Consider the following 18,106-nt stretch of genomic DNA (forward strand, 5'->3'; position numbering starts at 1 on the left):
TTTTGGTATACCTTTTTCTATTATGCTAGATTATAGTAGTAGGATACATATTCTTCTAAGCCTTGAACTTCTTTTTCAGGCGGCTCAATACCGCCTTTTCTACCGTAGCAAACATTTCTCAAGTATTCTCCAAAAATCATAGAGCGACTTTTTTCATTTTCCATCCAATTATATCTATTAATTATAAACTCACCATCGAAACTTGTATCAAATGTATATGGGATACACGTAATAGTTTTAGGTAAATGTTTTTTTAATACTCGATATTGCCGACCAGCGCCTAAACTTTTGCATACAAATAGTAGCCGATTAATCTTTGTAAAATCAAAAATCTTTTTCGCTTCCATTACATTAGCGATAGAATGGAGAGAGTTTTTCTCGAACATGATAGCGTCTTTTGGTACGCCATGTTCCATTAATTTATTTACAATTACTTCTGCTTCTGACAAATCCCCGTAATTCCAGCTCGGATGTTTCATGCCATGTAAACTAGTACCACCTGTAACGATAATTTGATTTCCTAAACCTTTTCGATAAGCTTCTAGAGGAGCTTGCCAATTGCCCGGGTGAGAACCGCCGAAAACGAAAATGACATCACATTTTTGTGGTGTTATTTCTTTTAGAAAAGTCATTTCTGTAATTTGATCGATTTGTTTTTTCGTAAGAGTAGGGACATCAGGATATTTAGGTATTACCATTTGAAAACCTCCTATATAATAAAATGACAAATTCATTATATGGCGATTTTAATAAGTGGAAAAAGGGAAGCTTTTCATTTAAAAGTACCCCTTTTAAGATAACTCTCCAATAAACCAAATCTCTTTTTTATCGATTGCATCCTCATCATAAATGACTTCTTGAAAGTGAAACGTTTGGAAAGTAGAGAAAATTGAAATTCCCCATGTCTCCCAAAACTCAGACTCATTTGAAAGAGGGATCCACTTTTGAAATTCACTATTTCTATTAAAGAAATTATGAAAGTACCTTTCATTTTTAAATATAATCATTTGCGAATTCCACAAACTTTCTATAGAAATGAAAACAACAACTCGATATGTATGTGTATCGCTCGGTTTTATTTTTATTAAATGGTTTGCTTGATTTAATAAGGTTTGTATACATAATCGTTTTACTTTTCTAGGTGTTTTATGAGACTCGATAAAAGCTTGAGAAACTGGTAAAGGCATATACCAATATTCATCGTTATAGAAAGTAGAAGGGAACGTTTTTGTATGTTCCTCAATTTGTTTTATCATAGCGTTTGTTTTTCGTTTCATCCCACGTATTTTCTTTTCATGCATTGTGAGTCATCTCCATAAATTTTTGTAATGCAGCTGAGCGAAATATATCTTTTCTAGTAATAAAAGTAGTAGGAACTTTTTTGAAGCTATTTGGTAAAGGATTGAATGATACGTCATGTTCATGCTCCTTTAAAATTGATTTCATCATAATCGCTACGCCCATACTTGATTTTACACATGCAAGTATCGCTTCAATTGTTCCAAATTCTAATACTCGTTTAGGGGAGGTCCCCACTTCTTGAAGCCAGTCTTCTAATAAACTTCTATAATAACACCCGTGACTAAAAGCGAGTAAATTCATATCTTCTATGTCTGTAAGAGAGGATAGAGGTTTTTTACTAATGAGAACCAATTCTTCTTCACGAAATACAGTTGTATGAAGTTCATTATGCTGAGTAGAGCCAGCTATAAACGCTCCGTCTAGTTTTCGCTCTAATACAAGCTTAATTAGTTGTTCAGTCGTATTTGTTTCTAAAATCAATTCGACTTCTGGGTACTTCTCATAATAGGCCGTTAATATAGAGGGGAGCCTTACCGCAGTTGTAGATTCTGTACACCCAATTTTTAAAGTGCCTTTTGGTTCAGTTCCATTACTTTGAATCGCTTTTATAGATTGATCCATTAAGTGGATAATTTGTTTGGCATATGTTAATAAAATCTCACCGTTAGAAGTTAAAGTTACACCTTTTCCGTTTCTGTAAAATAAAGGAACACCTAATTCATTTTCTAGTTGTTTCATACGCATCGTTACGCCTGATTGCACGTAGTTCAAATTTTTTGCTGCGTGAGAAATATTATTTTCCTTCGCGACTTCGTAAAATACAGTTAAATCTTTTATGTCCACGTATCATTCCTCCAAAAAGGTATCAATTTTTTTGATGGATTATATGATGAATCTTTATTTTATATGATATCAGAACTTTCATACAATGGAAGGGGGAGGGATTATTATGTTGATTGAAGAAAGGGTGAATAGTACTTATAAATGGGTTATGTTAATTGTTGCGACGATTGCTCAAACAACAGCGACACTTATAACGTATGGTATCGGGGTTTTCGCTTTATTTTGGAAAGAAGAATATGCACTTACGAATACGGAGAGTGGATTATTAGTAAGTGTTTTAAATGTTGGACCGTTATTTTGTATGCTTTTTGTCGGTCGGCTACTTGATCAATATAATGAAAAAATATTAATTTCTATTAGTTCATTTTTACTAGGGAGTTCGCTTTTGCTGACTAATATAGTAAATGGATTTAATGGGTTATTATTTGTACTTTTATTAATAGGAATGTTTTATAGTGTTTCCCAGCCAGGAGGAAGTAAAGTGATTTTAAAATGGTTCCGAAAAGAAAATCGTGGGTTAGCGATGGGAATAAGGCAAGCTGGTATACCGATTGGTGGCGCGTTAGCGGGAGTGCTAATCCCGTTTCTAACAATACAATATAATATGACTTACGCGATAAATAGTATTGCATGCATTTGTATTATTGGAGGGCTATTATTTTTTATGTTTTATAAAGAGCCATATGTTGAGGAGGAAGCGAGGAAAGGACATATTAAAATTTCCTTTTGGATGGAGCTAAAAGTAGTAATCTGTAAAAAAGAGTTGTCTCCAATTTATATAACGGGTATTTGCATGATTTCATTACAAATGGTGTTAGTTGGACACTTCATGAAATTTTTAGCAGGGGAACAATCGATTACATCTATTGTAGCCGGAACAGTATTTTCAGTTATGTTCTTTTCTGGAATGATTGGTCGTATTGCATTAGCAACTATTAGTGATGTGTTGTATAAGGGGAATCGGCGTATACTTTTATTTATAGCTGTATGCGCTTCTATCGGCTTGATTTTATTGTTAGTAATGAATATACATACAATAACGAGTGGAATCTTGTATAGTGTAAGTGCATTGTTAGGATTTTTTTCAATTGGATGGTTTAGTCTTTTTATAGCCGAAGTTGCTGAATTGGCAAGTGAAGAATTTGTAGGAATAACAGTGAGTGTAGCACTTACAATAAATCAAATTGCAATTATTATTGCCCCTGTTTTATTTGGTTATATTGTGGATGAGAAAGGGTATACGTATGCGTGGTTATGTATAGTAGTATTGTTAAGTATCTCGGCAGTCAGTTTATATAGAAAAAACAAAAAAATAAAAGAAAGTTAGCAATGTAAATTTTTTATGAAGAAAATATAAAGAAATGCCGAGTGAGCGACATTTCTTTTTTTATTTGTTGTATAATCAAAGTATAAATGAGATTCATTTTCAATGAAGTTCATTGCCTGTAATTTTAGCTATAATGGTTTGTTTTTCTTTATCGTTATTTACATGATTTATTTTGTTTGAAAATTTTTAGCATCATTTCCTTTTAAAGTTATAATCTATTTTACTTAATATTAAATTATAACTATATTTTATTGTAGGATAATGAAACATCATATCATCTAAACAATTGTTTCTATCTGTGTTTTCATCGTAACAACTCCGTTTCTTATCTTGTGTAACAAATGTTACATAATATGTTGAAATTATAGTAGGGTGCATCCGATTGTAAGGTGGAAATTTTGCAAGAAAGAAATACAATAGAGAGTAGTCAAAAACTGAATATGAGAAAAAGGAATCTAGTTCATTTAGGTGAATAATAGGTAGTATTATAAAATATTTGAAAATTAAAAGATATAGAACAGAATGGATGTACGTTAAGTGAAACTATATAAAAGAGGGTTCCTATTATGCTAAAGAAATGGTTAATCGTTTTCTTTGTTTTTGCTATTTTTTGTGGGAGTGTCGTTGCACTCATACATGCAAATAAAGGTAAGAAGTATGATATAAAGGCATTTTCTAATTTAAATAGTAAGCAAAAGGACGATATGCAAGAAGTTGATGCAACTGAGAAAAAACGCTATGAAGCTGTAGCTGGAAAACTAGATCAATATTTAAAAGATAAAGGATTTAATGGGAGCGTTCTTGTAGCTAGTAAAGATCATGTGATTTTACGAAAAGGTTATGGATATGCGAATGTGAAAGATAAAGTAGTAACAACGCCAAGAACGAAATATCGTATTGGTTCTATTACGAAAACGGTCGTTGCAATATCTATTATGCAGCTAAAAGAAAAAGGGAAATTAAATATTGAAGACAATGTAAATAAGTATATTCCATCGTTTCCAGCAGATAAAAACATTACGTTACGAAATCTATTAACACACACATCTGGCTTGCCAGATCAAGGACAAGGTAGGGTGGATGCAGGGTCACGTTTAAAGTTAGTAACGTGGATTGGAGCGCAAAAATTGCAATTTCCTGCAGGGACAGGCTGGAAATATACAGACTATAATTATATGGTGCTTGCATATATTGTAGAAAAAATTACGAATAAACCGCTCGCTGAATACGTGAAAGAAAATATTTTTACTTCTGCTGGCATGTATGAATCTGGGATGGGGGCGACTCTCCCAGAAGATATTTTTTTAGCAGAAGGTTATACGAGAAAAGATAATGAATTAATAGCTGCCCCCCGCTTAAAAATGAACTGGTTGTATGGGTGTGGTGAAATGTATACAACTGTTGAAGATATGAAAAGATTAGATGAGGCAATAATGGATGGAAAGCTGTTATCTAAACAAAGTGTATTAGATATGTTTACTGCATCACCTGCAAGAAAATATGGATTTAGTTTCTATACGTATCCAGATTATTATCATAACCACGGGGTATTAGCAGGTTGGAATACTTTTAATAATTTTAACTGGGATAAAAAAACGTTTGTCATATTATTCTCTAACGTCCAAAATGGTATGAATGATGCATTTAATCAAGAGTTTAGGAAAATGGCGAGTGATTTAATAGAAGGAAAGGGAGCATGAAAGAGAAAGAGCCTCTAGCGAGAGGCTCTTCTTTTTTATAAAGTTGAAAATTCTTCAACAAGTTCACTAAAACGATGTAATGCACTTTCAATTGGTTCTGGCGTAGTTAAATCAACACCAGCTTTTTTCAATAAGTTTAATGGGTAGTCTGAACTTCCGCCTTTAAGGAATTCAATATAATGTTTTTGAGCATTTGGATCGCCGCTCAATAACTTATCAGCAATTTGGATTGCAGAAGCGAATCCAGTTGCGTATTTGTATACGTAAAATGGACGGTAGAAATGCGGTATTCTAGCCCATCCGTATTTTACTTCTTCGTCAAATACGAGGGAGTCGCCATTATACTCTCTAAATAAGTTTTCATAAACCTCGCTAAAGACTTGGGCATTTAATGGTTTACCTTGCTGTGCCATTTCATGCGTGATTTTTTCAAATTCAGCGAACATGATTTGTGTAAAGAAAGTGCCTTTAAATTTCTCAATGAAATGGTTTACTAAATGGTTACGTACGTTAGCATCTTTTGCTTCTTTTAATAAATGATGAATTAATAGCACTTCATTTACTGTAGAAGCGACTTCTGCGACAAAGATAGTATAGTGTGCAGAAATTCTTGGTTGGTATCCGTGTGAGTAGTGCGTATGCATACCGTGCCCACATTCGTGAGTAAGAGTGAAAAGGCTATTTAAATCATCATGATGATTTAAAAGAATGAAAGGATGAACGCCGTATACACCAAAGTTATAAGCACCGGAACGTTTTCCTGGCGTTTCTCTTACGTCAATATAACGTTTATCTTTAAAGCTTTTTAATGTTTCAATATATTCTTCACCTAAAGGAGCTAGTGATTCAATCATGATGTCAAACGCGTTATCATATGGAATGTCTTGTTTTACACCTTTTACTAAATCGACACTTAAGTCATATTGTCTTAGTTCATCGACATTTAATTTCTCTTTTCGAAGTTCATTATATGTATGTAAAGATTGAATGTTTTTTTTCGTCGTTTCAATTAAATTTTCATATACTTCTTTCGGAACCATGTCGCCAAATAATGATTTCTCTAACGCTGATGGATATTTTCTTAGCTTAGAAACAGTAACATTATTTTTAATAGCAGCAGATAAAGTAGAAGCGATAGAATTTTTCAATTGAACATATGGCTTGTAGTAAGCTTTATAGGCTTCTTTACGTTTTTCGCGGTTCTCATCTTCTATTAACTTTGCATACATTCCTCGTGTTAAAGTAACTTTTTCTCCATCATTAGTAGTCACTTCACCAAATAGTATATCTGCATTATTTAACATGCCGTATGTATGCTGAGGAGAGGAAAGTGCTTCGCCCATTTGTGATAAAACCTCTTCTTGGTCCTTATTCAATACGTGTTTTTTATAACGGTATAATTCAAATAAATCTTCTTTATAATATTGTAAGCCTTCAGCTTCTTCTATATAAGTGTGTAATGTGTTTTCATCTACGCTAAGTAAGAATGGAGAAAAGAAAGATTTAGCCGCACTTACTTTTACTTGTAATTGTGATACTTTATCGACAAGAGATTGGGCGTCAGTATCGCGTGTATCAAGATCAGATTGTAATCGTGCATAAGCGAACATTAAAGATAGTATGCTAGAAATTTCTTCACTCTTTGTTAAATAGGATAATAAACTATTGCCATCGTGAATATTTCCATTAAACTCGTGTAGTTCTTTCGTTAATACTTCAATTTTATGAAAATCACTTTCCCAATCTTCAATGGTATCGTAAATATCCGTTAAATCCCATTTTTCTTTATCATCTACTTGTAGTCGATCTTTAAGTTCTGTCATAATCATTTCCTTTCTAAATATGTAGTTATATTCCTATATAACTATGAAATACAACAAATTGCAAAAAATCCCTGCTGAAAATTAAAAAGCCTTGCTAAAAGGCAAGGCTAAAAAAATTATAATGTAATTCCGAATTTTGAATGTAAAAGATTTTTATATTGCATATCTGTAACTTTTTCTTTCGTTTTTTTACCGTTTTTCGCTATGGTCAGACTATCCTTCGTTAAAGATGCATGCCCATCTTCAGTTAGTTTTACAATAAGAGGTACTTTGTTAAACGGTGAGCCATCGTGTTCAACAATAATTTTTTGTGCTGCATTTGCTTTTTTTTCATCCACTTCTTCTATATAAAATGCATAGCCTAACGTCCAATCATCAGTAGAAGATTGATCCAAAAACTCATTATTTTTACGCATCTCTAATATGTAGTTTCCTTTTTCGGTCATTTCTTTACGAATACGATAATCTCCTGTAACGGATTGAACGACTTCACCTGAGAAAGGAACAGGTGCAAGCGGTAAGTATGATCCGAATCCAACTTCAATTAAATAAAGCTCATTATGATGTGTTAAAACGGTTGCGATATGTCCGGAATCAACGGCCCATATGGAATTTGCAGCGTTATACACTGTTCCTGAAACGAGATGAACATCAAATCCAGCGTCTTTAAGGAAGTAATACATAGTAGGATTGAGTTCATAACAAAGACCACCACGATTGTTTACTAAAATTTTTTCTTTTAGATTTTCTTTTGATATTTCCTTAAAATTCTTTTCGAGAACATTTAAGTTTTCAAATGGGACAGTTTGTGCCATTGCGTACATAATGTTAGGTAAATCTTCAAATGAAACGTTGTCTTTTTCTTCTATATGTAATCGTGCGAAAAATTGTTTTTGAAAGTCTGTCATAGAAACCCCTCCGTTAAACGATTTATATATATTGTATCTAATATCGCAAGAGGAAACATCTGCATATGTGCGTACGACTAAAGTATGACACCTTTACTTCTTGCTATACATATAGTATGATGATTTCAGTAAATTAGATTTCAATGACTATAATATAAATTATTGAGAGGTGCTTTTTGTGAGTGCGGTAGGTACTAAATAGGAAAAATTGAATGAAATAAATCAGATAAGAACAGGGGATTTTTATGTATACCATACCCCTAATTTTGTCATGGATTTATTTCGATACCTATGAAGATACCTACAATACTTTATAAAGCGTGTAATAAGGGGATTGCCATCCGTTTTTTATGGCTTATTTCCCCATATGTTATTACTCATGCCTTGTAAATGTAAAAGCTGCGGTATCCCCGCAGCTTTTTTGTGTATATTTTTAATGTTTAAAAATGGTAACTGAATAATGTAGAACTCATTGGAATCTAATGAGTAGGTATCTTCATTTATGATAGAAATCAATCATAGTGAGGAGAAACAAAATGAATACGATGACTTTTGAAAAGTTACAGTATAACGAATTAAAGGATATAGTGAAATCTTATTGTGTAAGTGGATTAGGTAAGGAATTATTAAATAAATTAGAACCAAGTACGAGTATTAAAGTAGTGAGAAATCGTTTGAATGAAACAACTGAAGCACGAGCTATATTAGATGCAGAAGGGCATGTTCCTTTCTTTGGGATTTCAAATATTGCTAGTACAATTCAAAAATTAGAAAAAGGGATGATTTTAGATCCGGAAGAATTAGTAAGTGTTTCAGACTTTTTACGTGGATGTAGAAAAATTAAAAAGTTTATGTTAGATAAAGAATTTTTTGCGCCAGTATTAGCTTCTTATGCAAATTCAATGACTGAATTTAAAAGTATTGAAGAGGAAATTAATTTTTCAATAAAAAGTAATGGTATTGATTCTGCCGCTAGTAAAGAGTTAAAACGAATTCGAAATAACATTGATTCGGTAGATGGGAAAATAAAAGAACGTTTAACGAAGTTTTTAAATAGTAGTGCAAATAAGAAGTATATTCAAGAATTCTTTATTAGTAAGAAGGACGATAGGTACACGATTCCGATTAAATCTTCTTATAAAAATCAAGTTGCGGGAAGTATAGTTGAAGCTTCCGCTAAAGGTTCTACTGTATTTATAGAACCGCATACGGTTACAAAGTTAAATGTGGAACTCGCAAGTTTGAAAGCAGAAGAAGCGATGGAAGAATATCAAATTTTAGCGACTTTATCAGGAATGGTAGTAGAAAATATTTATCATATAAAAATTAATATGGAATTGATTAGTCAGTATGATATGGTGTTTGCGAAAGCGAAGTTTAGTAAATCGATTGATGGAATAGAGCCGAAGTTAAATGATCACGGCTATATTCATTTAGTAAATTGTAAGCATCCGCTTTTAAGTGGAAAAGTAGTACCATTAAACTTTGAAATCGGTCAAAACTATCGTAGTTTAATTATTACAGGGCCGAATGCGGGCGGGAAGACAATTGTGTTAAAGACGATTGGATTGTTAACATTGGCGACAATGTCAGGTTTGCATATTGCCGGAGATAAAGAAACAGAAATTGCTATTTTCGAAAATGTATTTGTAGATATTGGTGATAATCAAAGTATTGAAAATGCACTCAGTACATTTTCATCACATATGAAAAATTTATCTGAGATTATGAGGATGTCAAATAATAATACGTTGCTACTATTTGATGAAATAGGAAGCGGGACTGAACCGAATGAAGGAGCAGCACTTGCAATTTCTATTTTAGAGGAGTTTTATCTTGCAGGATGTATTACAGTTGCGAGTACGCATTACGGTGAAATTAAACGCTTCTCAGAAATGCACGATGATTTCATGAACGCAGCAATGCAATTTAATAGTGAGACGCTAGAACCGCTTTATAAATTAGTGATCGGTAAATCAGGTGAAAGTAATGCACTTTGGATTGCAAATAAAATGAACGTAAGAGAACGTGTACTGAAAAGAGCGAAAGAGTATATGGAAAATAAAGAATACGCTCTAGAAAAACTGAATGAAAGTAAAATTAGAAAGCCGAAATTCCTGCAAGAAAAAAGAGAAAATCATTACGAGTATAAAATTGGCGACCGTGTAAATTTATTGGATCATGATGATTTTGGTATCATCTATAAGGAAAAAGATAATTTCTGTAATGTCGTTGTATATTATAACGGTGAATTCATTGAAGTGAATGTAAAACGTATTACTTTAGAGGTATCAGCAAAAGAATTATATCCAGAGGGATACGATTTAAATACACTATTTGTCGATTATAAAGAAAGAAAAATGCAACATGATATTGAGCGGGGATCGAAAAAAGCACTTCGTAAAATTCAAAAAGAAATGAGAAAGAATAGAGGGTAATCCAAAGTGGTAACGATTAGACAAGAACGACAAACCGATTATAGAAAAACGGAAGAAGTTGTACAACAAGCATTTTTAAATGAAGAATTTAGTGATAAAAAGGAACATGAACTTGTAAAACGTATTAGAGAGTGTGACGCATTTATTCCAGAGTTATCAATCGTTGCAGTAGATGAAGAAATAGTCGGTCATATTATGTTATCTAAAATTACGATAGAACAAGATGGAGCTTCTGTAGATTCATTAGCGCTTGCACCAGTATCAGTTGCTAGGGGCTATCAGAAAAAAGGAATTGGTGGAAAGCTTATAGTAGCTGCGTTAGAAAAAGCGAAAGAACTTGGATACGGATCAGTTGTAGTATTAGGACATCCAAAGTACTATCCGAAATTTGGTTTTAAGAAAGCAAGTGAGTGGAATATAAAGGCACCATTTGAAGTGCCTGAAGAAGTGTTTATGGTAATGGAATTAACAGAAAATGCTCTTGAAAGTGTAAAAGGAGTTGTACAATATTCGAGTGCTTTTGCTGAGTAGGAGTATCGGTTAAGAAATGTAATCATAAAAGATGCTATCTTTTTGTATGGATATACAGAAAGGTAGCGTTTTTTATTAAGTGAAGCTACTTACATATATTTTGCTCAATGAATAATTTTGGTGGTAAAATTGATATAGAAATGTAAAGGGAGAGAAAAAAGAATGAAGACTCGAGAAACAGATAGCAACGTAGTTACGTTATATGTTACAAGACATGGTAAAACAATATTAAATACGAACCATCGCGCGCAAGGTTGGGCAGACTCTCCGTTAGTAGAAAAAGGTGTGGAAGTTGCCTCTAATTTAGGAACGGGATTAAAAGATATTCATTTTACAAGTGCGTATAGTAGTGATAGTGGCCGCGCGATTGAAACTGCTAATTTAGTATTAAAATATAGTGAGCAATCAAAATTGAAACTTGAGCAAAGGAAAAATTTAAGAGAATTAAATTTCGGTATTTTTGAGGGTGAAAAGCTTGAAAATATGTGGGATGTGGTTGGAAAAGCTGCGGGCGTTGCATCGCCAGAAGAACTTATGAAGTTTTCTATTCAAGAAGTGATTAATCTTATTAGAGCAGCAGACCCTACGAAACAGGCGGAAGATTGGGAATTATTTTCTACTCGTATAAAAGAAGAGATTGATAAAATTAGTGAAGACTCTGCTGCAAATGGTGGCGGTAACGTTTTAGTTGTCGTTCATGGGCTTTTAATTACTACCTTAATAGAAATGTTAGACAGTAGTAAAACAAAACTTGGAGTAGAAAATGCTAGTGTGACGAAGATTGTATATCGAGATGGAACATACACAGTCGAGTCTGTTGGAGATATGAGTTATGTTGCAAAAGGGAAAGAAAGTGTGGAAATATAAAAATAAGAAAAGGAAGGTAGAGAAATCTAGCTTCCCTTTTATTTTTCAATATATCATTTATTAATTCAAATCGGAATATTCCGTTAAAAATGAACTATGAAAATTATCGTAATGGTATAATTAGAGAGTAGGAACAACAAATTAGTTTGCAGTGTATTGGAGGGACATTAGCCTTACATTTCATCTCGGAATCTAAAGTAAGTATACGAGAAATAAAACAAAGTAAGGAATGTGTGAATATGGGTGGTACATGGTATGTGATTTATGTTCAGTTCTAAGAAGAAAAGAATATTAACAATTATATGGAGAAGTGATTATGTTGATTAAATTCGTTCATTTGTTATTTGGAAAACCGTGTAAAAAAGGTGATTCGTTCCAAACTAAATTTCCACGTTTTATTTATTGGAATGCAGTTGTATTTTATTTTTTTGGAATGATATTCTTTGGGATTTTTTCTTTTATTGATACTGTATTTATTGAGTCGCTCATATTTGGAGGTTTGTTTTTTCCTTTAATATTTAGATTCGTTTATTTTATGAACTTAAAAATGAGCGGTCTAGAAAAAGAAGTATAGAAAGAATATAAATAACAGGGTTATTGGGAAGAAGCGAAAGTGAACATAAATAACGTTAAAAAAGGAAGCAAAGACATACATTCTAGCTTCCTTTTTTATTGGAACGATTATGGGATTAATAAAATCTTCCCTGTGCTTTTTCTGCTCTCTAATAATTTATGTGCAAGAGCACCATCTTGTAAGGCGAATGTAGTAGGACTCGCGCTGTTTAATTTTCCAGTAGCGATCCAATCAAATAATTGAGTAGAGCGTTTTTTACGTTCTTCATACGTAGTAAGCACGTTCCAAAGGTCTCCACCAGTTAAAGTTTTTGAAGTATCCATAAGCATACGTGGATCAACGTGAGCAGGATTACCGCCGGCCATTCCGTAAAATACGACAGTACCACCAACTTTAGTAGCGTTAAAACTTTCCTCAAGTGTAGAGCCTACTGATTCATATACAACATTTACCCCGGTACCATTTGTTATTTCAAGTACTTTCGTAGCCCATGATTCCGTATATAAAAATACGTGATCAGCACCAGCTAATGTGGCTACTTTTCCTTTTTCGTTTGATGAAGTTAGACCGATTACTTTTCCGTCTAGCAGTTTAATTATTTGAATAAGAAGTTGCCCAACACCTCCAGCCGCGGCATGTACTAAAGCTATATCACCTTGTTTTATTTCATAGCTATCTTTCGTTAAATAATGTGCTGTTAACCCTTGTAATAAGACAGAAGCAGCTGTTTCAAAAGAAATAGAATCTGGAAGTATAATTGCTTTCTCAGATGGAACGGCAACTAGTTCTGCATTTGCAAAAGGTACATCAGCAAATGCAATGCGGTCTCCAGGATTAATATTCGTAACGTCAGCTCCTGCTTTTTCAACAATACCAGCGCCTTCATAACCTAATATATAAGGCGGGTTGCCAGCGAGATGATAATCACCGCGGCGTCTATAAATATCGGCGAAATTTAAACCGATTGCTTTCGTGCGGACAAGAATTTCATTTGGGTTTATGATTGGATCATGTATTTCTTTATATTGTAGTACATCCGGATTTCCAAACTGTTCGAAACAAAGTGCTTTCATATGGAATACCTCCATTATATTGTTTGTCGATGCTCTTTATCATACAATATAAATATCAATAGACAAAGAGGATTATTTCGATGGAATCAATCGGAAATATCGATTGAAAAGAGGGATGATAAATGGAGATAAAACAATTAATTACATTTAAAGTAGCGGCACATACTTTGAACTTTACACAAACTGCGAAGAAATTAAACTTTGCTCAATCGAGCGTGACAGCGCAAATTAAAACGTTAGAAGCTGAGCTAGGTACGCCGTTATTTGAAAGATTAGGAAAACGCCTTTTCTTAACTGAAGCGGGCAGAAAGTTTCAACTATATGCCGACAAGATGATTGCACTTAGTAACGAAGCGAAGATGGCTGTGAAAGATGATGAGGAAATAGCAGGTACGTTAATAATCGGTGCGCAAGAGAGCCAATGTACATATAGACTTCCTTCTATATTAAAGAGGTTTAAAGCGCAATTTCCTCAAATAAAACTTATATTTAAACCAGCACATTCCAATAAAGATGCGAAGGAACAATTGATGGAGGGAAAAGTCGATCTTGCATTTATTTTGGACGAATGTAAAACAGAAGATGCTTTACATGTGGAGCCGCTTATGAAAGAAGAATTAAAAGTAGTAGCTGCTCCAGGGCATCATTTACTTCAGCAAACTTCCGTTTCTATAAAAGATTTAGAGAAGGAAACACTTTTATTAACAGAACTAGGGTGTTCATATCGAATTTTATTTGAAGAGTTATTTCGCATCCAAGATGTGTATCCAGTAAATAAGATTGAGTTTGTTAGTGTCGAGGCAATTAAACAATGTGTCATTGCGGATTTAGGTATAGCAGTTTTGCCAGCAATAGTAGTAGAAAAAGATATACGAGAGGGGACGATAAAAGAGTTACATGTAGAAAATGCAATCTCTCCGATTTATACACAAATTGCTTGGCATAAAGACAAATGGATGACAGTGCCACTGCAGCAATTTATTGATGTAACGAGGGAGTTTTTTACAACAGACTAAGTGGAGAAATATTTATTTTATATAAAAGAAAAAATGGCAATTTTGTATAAAAGAACCGATGCTTGCATGTAACAAGTATCGGTTCTTTATGTTTTAAATAAAGGATGTTTTCAAATGTGTATTTCTCAACTTTTTTTCTTAAAAGGATAAGTAAATTTCTTCGTATATTCCAATAATCGTAAGGGAATTTACAACTTTTATTCGTTTCTGTAAGATGCCTCTAGGCAGCACGAAAGGAGGGGCGTACATAGGGGATAGATATACGTACTTATTTTGAGGGAGGAGATTTACAATGTTTAAAAAGTTAATGAAAGTATGTGTGTTAAGTGTAGCGAGTGTAGGGGTATTATTTAGTTTTCAAGGAAGTACATTTGCAGCTACCGATCTGAGTAGTTATTATGACGGGAAAAATCCAGCAACAACGAAAGTATACGGAGGCAGTACAACATGTGATGCAGATGGATTTAATGCAAAGTCTACAGCGGTGTATGAAGGTAGTAAAAAAGTAGGAACAGTGTATTTACGTTACAGTAATAAATGTCATGCGGCATGGTCTAAGCTTGTTTTAGACCAACCAGCACCTTCTGTTTCTGGAGGAGTGTATGCGTACGCTGTTGTGAATAAATACAAAAATGGTGTGTTTCAAAAATCAGTCACTTCCAATCAAGGAAATGGCACAATTAAAACTGGTCAAACGAGTACTTATACAGGAATGGTATTTGATTTAACTGCTGATTTCGGATACACAGCAGATGCTGAAGCGGTTACTTTTAATAACGGTTATGGAAAAACTGGACGCTATTAAAAAGGAGTGGAATACTTTGAAACTTTTAAAAAAGCTAAGCGCATGTTTTTGTCTATCATTGCTCGTTTTAACTAGTATGTTTAGTACGACGAATAATGATAAAGCATATGCAGAAAATCATTCGTATGATGGGAAAAGTCCGTATTACAATAGCTGTGACCAATCAGCAGTAACGAAAGAAAAGAAGTGGATTGATTCCAATTCTTTTGTGGAATTAAAATTTAGCACAACGTGTAAGACAGCGTGGGCGAAAGTTACAGTAACTCGTGCAGCAGTATATAATAACGAAGCTGATGCAAGAATCGTAAGAAAAACAGATGGAAAGGCATATACTTGCGGGAGTACTGGAGGAAATGGTGTTGTGAATAAAGGACAAACATCATGCTATACACCAATGGTATATGATTTAGATCCAAGAAAGGCACAGGCGCAAGGGAAACATGCTATTCCAAATAGTGATGCATATAATTATGCGGAGACTATTTGGTATTGATTATATTATAAAAAATTTGAGATAGCATATTTTAAAGAGCATGTTTTGATTGGTTTTCAAAGCATGCTCTTTGTTTATCCAGGCTTAACGAATAATAAGACTCTAACTTCGAATCTCAACTGAAGTAAAGCAGGTAGTGGGATTGTTTGTAAAGATCTAATTAAGTATGGATGTTCCTTTCGGTTTTTGGGATTATTTAACACAAATAGTTTTCATATCTCCTTATTTATGCTCTAATTAAACCAAAGGAGGGGAGTAGATGAGTAATGAGATTAAACGATATGTAATGTGCACTTTAATATTTACATGGATACTATGGGGGTTACTAATTAACTTAATAAAATTTAACATTACGACATTTGGTACACCGCTAGCGATGATAGTATTTGTTTTTGGGGGAATCATGCCGGCAATCGTTGCAATTAGCTTAAAGAAAAAATATGGATCACAAGAGGAGTTTAGAAGTTTCATTAAAAGTATTGTAAATCCTAAGTATCATTTTTTATGGTATATTCTAATCGTTGTTTTGGCTTTTATTAGTTGTTATCTGCCAATAATATTTGGTGGAGCAACGATGCAAAAACCATTATACGTGGCATTACTTAGTTTTCCAATAATGATCGTTGGTGGTGGTCTTGAAGAAATTGGATGGAGAGGATTCTTACAGCCTGTCCTTCAGAAAAGGTTTTCGGCATTTTTTAGTACGATTATTGTGAGTTTTATATGGGCTATTTGGCACTGGCCGTTATGGTTTATTCCGGGCACGAATCAAACTCAAAGGGATTTTATAGCTTTTATAATTACGACAATTGCCATATCGTTCTTATTAACTACAATTTATAACGCAACTAAAAGTATCTTTATGTGTCTAATTTTCCATGCGCTTCTTAATTCTTTTTGGAGTGTATACGTGCCAAATGATAAAATGTTACCAGCATTTTCAACTTTTATTTTCGGAATTTTCGTGTTTATTGTGTGTAAAGTCGTAATAAAAAGAAAGAACCTTTTATTGATTAGGTAACTGAAATAATAAAAGGAAACATATTCATATGTTTTTTTATGGATATGAAACTAATTAATAAGAACACGACACAAACATAATTAAAATATAATACAGGTTTGTGCCGCAAAAAAAATTGTGAAACTATAAACAACGTCAAAAAGAATGAAGAGCCTTTCCGTATACATAAACAATGTTAACGACAGTTATAGTAGTTCATTTGTTAAAACAATCGAATTAACTAAGATCTGTATCAGGAGGATTGTATCCAAGGTGACGAGCCATAGATACAATTTGTCCTTTATGGTGAAACTCATGCGTCTCTGTATGAGTTAAAAGCCATAGCGGAGTTGTACTCCAAGGTTCTTTTTGCCATTTTACTTCATTTGCTATATTTTCGAGCCAGCGGTCATTGTATTCATCTAAAAAACGTTGTACAGTCTCATCTACTAACTTAAATCTAGCACGGACTTTCCCCACATCTGCATGCTCAATTTCATCATCACTAGCAAATGAAAAATCCGCTCGCTTTTGCTTAAATGCAAATGATCCAAGCCAGTATCGATAGCAATCGGCTACATGAATATGTGTCTTTATAATGCTACCGCTCCCGAAATTCGGAACAGTGCTATGTAATTTTTCTAGTGGGATTTCTTCCAAAAATGAAAATAGGGCTTCTCTTGTAGAGCTAATAAGATTATATTGTTGTTTTAAAATATGTAACATGTAATTGACACTCCTCTTTTATTTAAACTGTTTGTGTAGTAAGTAATTCTATATGTACGAGAGGTGAACCTTTTTATTATTTTTACTAAGCATATTAGATGTATTTTTTCATTGTTTCTGATAGATTAAACAAGGTGAAACTTTAATGAGTTGAACATTCTTAGTTCATAATAAATGGTACATGAAGAAGGAGAACAATCAAATGAATAGACTAGTTGGCTTAAAACAATTTGAAATAACGCGCGGAGCATTACTTAAATTTATGGAAACGTTAGATGATAAAACAGTGGATACGCAACCAGAGGGTTTCAACAATACAATTCGTTGGCATATTGGGCATGTGTTAACGGCAGCAGAAGTTTTCATGTTTGGAAAAGAATTTAAACAATTACCAACTGAATATCCAGGTATGTTTGGGTATGGATCAAGACCGTCTAAATGGGAAACAGAGGGGCCGTCATTGGAAGTGTTAACGGCTCAATTAAAAGAACAAGCGAAACGTATTAACGAAATTCCAGCAGAAGCATTTGAAAATAAACTGCCAGAGCCATTCCTAGGATTGGAAACAGTAGGGGAGCTATACGGTATGATGCTTTATCATGAAGCGGATCATATTGGACAAATGAAGGCGATGGAACGTATTATTAAAGCTCTTTAGTTTAAAGTGCATATAAAAAACG

18 protein-coding genes and 1 pseudogene are annotated in these 18,106 nt (G+C 33.5%); 11 read left to right on the forward strand and 8 right to left on the reverse strand.

The window, feature by feature from the left end:
* Positions 1-20: 20 nt before the first annotated feature.
* The 3 genes from MR070_RS14950 to MR070_RS14960 form a co-directional block, all read right to left on the reverse strand.
* Complete coding sequence (locus tag MR070_RS14950) at positions 21-698, reverse strand: YdcF family protein (RefSeq protein ID WP_044793313.1); 678 nt, start codon at positions 696-698, stop codon at positions 21-23.
* A gap of 93 nt (positions 699-791) precedes the next feature.
* Positions 792-1,301 carry a DUF3916 domain-containing protein gene (locus MR070_RS14955; RefSeq protein WP_000544595.1) on the reverse strand — a complete coding sequence of 170 codons (510 nt, stop codon included), beginning with the start codon at positions 1,299-1,301 and terminating at the stop codon, positions 792-794.
* Positions 1,294-2,145 carry a LysR family transcriptional regulator gene (locus MR070_RS14960; protein WP_242261549.1) on the reverse strand — a complete coding sequence of 284 codons (852 nt, stop codon included), beginning with the start codon at positions 2,143-2,145 and terminating at the stop codon, positions 1,294-1,296. Before MR070_RS14960 ends, MR070_RS14955 begins: the two co-directional genes overlap by 8 nt.
* Before the next feature lie 106 nt (positions 2,146-2,251).
* On the opposite strand from MR070_RS14960, the gene MR070_RS14965 reads away from it, so the two are divergent.
* Complete coding sequence (locus MR070_RS14965) at positions 2,252-3,472, forward strand: MFS transporter (RefSeq protein ID WP_242261550.1); 1,221 nt, start codon at positions 2,252-2,254, stop codon at positions 3,470-3,472.
* A 99-nt stretch (positions 3,473-3,571) separates the two neighbouring features.
* On the opposite strand, the pseudogene MR070_RS27230 reads toward MR070_RS14965, so the two are convergent.
* Positions 3,572-3,684: pseudogene (locus tag MR070_RS27230) on the reverse strand (ABC transporter ATP-binding protein).
* Between the two features lie 354 nt (positions 3,685-4,038).
* On the opposite strand from MR070_RS27230, the gene MR070_RS14970 reads away from it, so the two are divergent.
* Positions 4,039-5,172 (forward strand): serine hydrolase domain-containing protein, encoded by a 1,134-nt coding sequence (locus MR070_RS14970; protein ID WP_000915218.1) that lies wholly within the window; start codon positions 4,039-4,041, stop codon positions 5,170-5,172.
* A 35-nt stretch (positions 5,173-5,207) separates the two neighbouring features.
* Here the strand turns inward: MR070_RS14970 and pepF are convergent, their stop codons facing one another.
* A complete protein-coding gene (gene pepF, locus MR070_RS14975; protein ID WP_044793307.1) occupies positions 5,208-6,995 on the reverse strand; it encodes an oligoendopeptidase F in 1,788 nt (595 codons plus the stop codon).
* Positions 6,996-7,111: 116 nt separating this feature from the next.
* Positions 7,112-7,903, reverse strand: coding sequence for an arylamine N-acetyltransferase family protein (locus MR070_RS14980; RefSeq protein ID WP_242261551.1), 792 nt, complete (start codon positions 7,901-7,903; stop codon positions 7,112-7,114).
* Positions 7,904-8,439: 536 nt separating this feature from the next.
* Here MR070_RS14980 and MR070_RS14985 point away from each other — a divergent pair.
* The 4 genes from MR070_RS14985 (at position 8,440) to MR070_RS15000 (ending at position 12,313) form a co-directional block, all read left to right on the forward strand.
* Positions 8,440-10,341, forward strand: a complete 1,902-nt coding sequence (locus tag MR070_RS14985) for an endonuclease MutS2 (protein WP_242261552.1) — start codon at positions 8,440-8,442, stop codon at positions 10,339-10,341.
* A 6-nt stretch (positions 10,342-10,347) separates the two neighbouring features.
* Positions 10,348-10,872, forward strand: coding sequence for a GNAT family N-acetyltransferase (locus tag MR070_RS14990; protein WP_138321430.1), 525 nt, complete (start codon positions 10,348-10,350; stop codon positions 10,870-10,872).
* A 162-nt stretch (positions 10,873-11,034) separates the two neighbouring features.
* On the forward strand, positions 11,035-11,739 hold the full coding sequence (locus MR070_RS14995; RefSeq protein ID WP_242261553.1) for a histidine phosphatase family protein: 705 nt from the start codon (positions 11,035-11,037) through the stop codon (positions 11,737-11,739).
* 316 nt (positions 11,740-12,055) lie between these two features.
* A complete protein-coding gene (locus MR070_RS15000) occupies positions 12,056-12,313 on the forward strand; it encodes a hypothetical protein (protein WP_242261554.1) in 258 nt (85 codons plus the stop codon).
* A 107-nt stretch (positions 12,314-12,420) separates the two neighbouring features.
* Here MR070_RS15000 and MR070_RS15005 read toward each other — a convergent pair whose 3' ends face one another.
* A complete protein-coding gene (locus MR070_RS15005) occupies positions 12,421-13,386 on the reverse strand; it encodes a quinone oxidoreductase family protein (protein WP_138321436.1) in 966 nt (321 codons plus the stop codon).
* A 122-nt stretch (positions 13,387-13,508) separates the two neighbouring features.
* On the opposite strand from MR070_RS15005, the gene MR070_RS15010 reads away from it, so the two are divergent.
* The 4 genes from MR070_RS15010 (at position 13,509) to MR070_RS15025 (ending at position 16,721) form a co-directional block, all read left to right on the forward strand.
* Complete coding sequence (locus MR070_RS15010) at positions 13,509-14,402, forward strand: LysR family transcriptional regulator (RefSeq protein ID WP_138321438.1); 894 nt, start codon at positions 13,509-13,511, stop codon at positions 14,400-14,402.
* 292 nt (positions 14,403-14,694) lie between these two features.
* Positions 14,695-15,207, forward strand: coding sequence for a DUF2690 domain-containing protein (locus MR070_RS15015; RefSeq protein ID WP_242261555.1), 513 nt, complete (start codon positions 14,695-14,697; stop codon positions 15,205-15,207).
* A 16-nt stretch (positions 15,208-15,223) separates the two neighbouring features.
* Positions 15,224-15,700, forward strand: coding sequence for a DUF2690 domain-containing protein (locus MR070_RS15020; protein ID WP_242261556.1), 477 nt, complete (start codon positions 15,224-15,226; stop codon positions 15,698-15,700).
* A gap of 259 nt (positions 15,701-15,959) precedes the next feature.
* Positions 15,960-16,721: a CPBP family intramembrane glutamic endopeptidase gene (locus tag MR070_RS15025; protein WP_144614055.1), complete on the forward strand. Its 762-nt coding sequence runs from the start codon at positions 15,960-15,962 to the stop codon at positions 16,719-16,721.
* Positions 16,722-16,937: 216 nt separating this feature from the next.
* On the opposite strand, the gene MR070_RS15030 is transcribed toward MR070_RS15025, so the two are convergent.
* Entirely contained in the window at positions 16,938-17,426 is a 489-nt protein-coding gene (locus MR070_RS15030; RefSeq protein WP_242261557.1) for a DinB family protein, read from the reverse strand.
* Between the two features lie 202 nt (positions 17,427-17,628).
* On the opposite strand from MR070_RS15030, the gene MR070_RS15035 reads away from it, so the two are divergent.
* Positions 17,629-18,084 carry a DinB family protein gene (locus MR070_RS15035; RefSeq protein ID WP_242261558.1) on the forward strand — a complete coding sequence of 152 codons (456 nt, stop codon included), beginning with the start codon at positions 17,629-17,631 and terminating at the stop codon, positions 18,082-18,084.
* The last annotated feature ends 22 nt before the right edge of the window (positions 18,085-18,106 follow it).

It is taken from the genome of Bacillus cereus group sp. BfR-BA-01453, assembly GCF_022662915.1.
Classification (GTDB): Bacteria; Bacillota; Bacilli; order Bacillales; family Bacillaceae_G; genus Bacillus_A; species Bacillus_A paranthracis.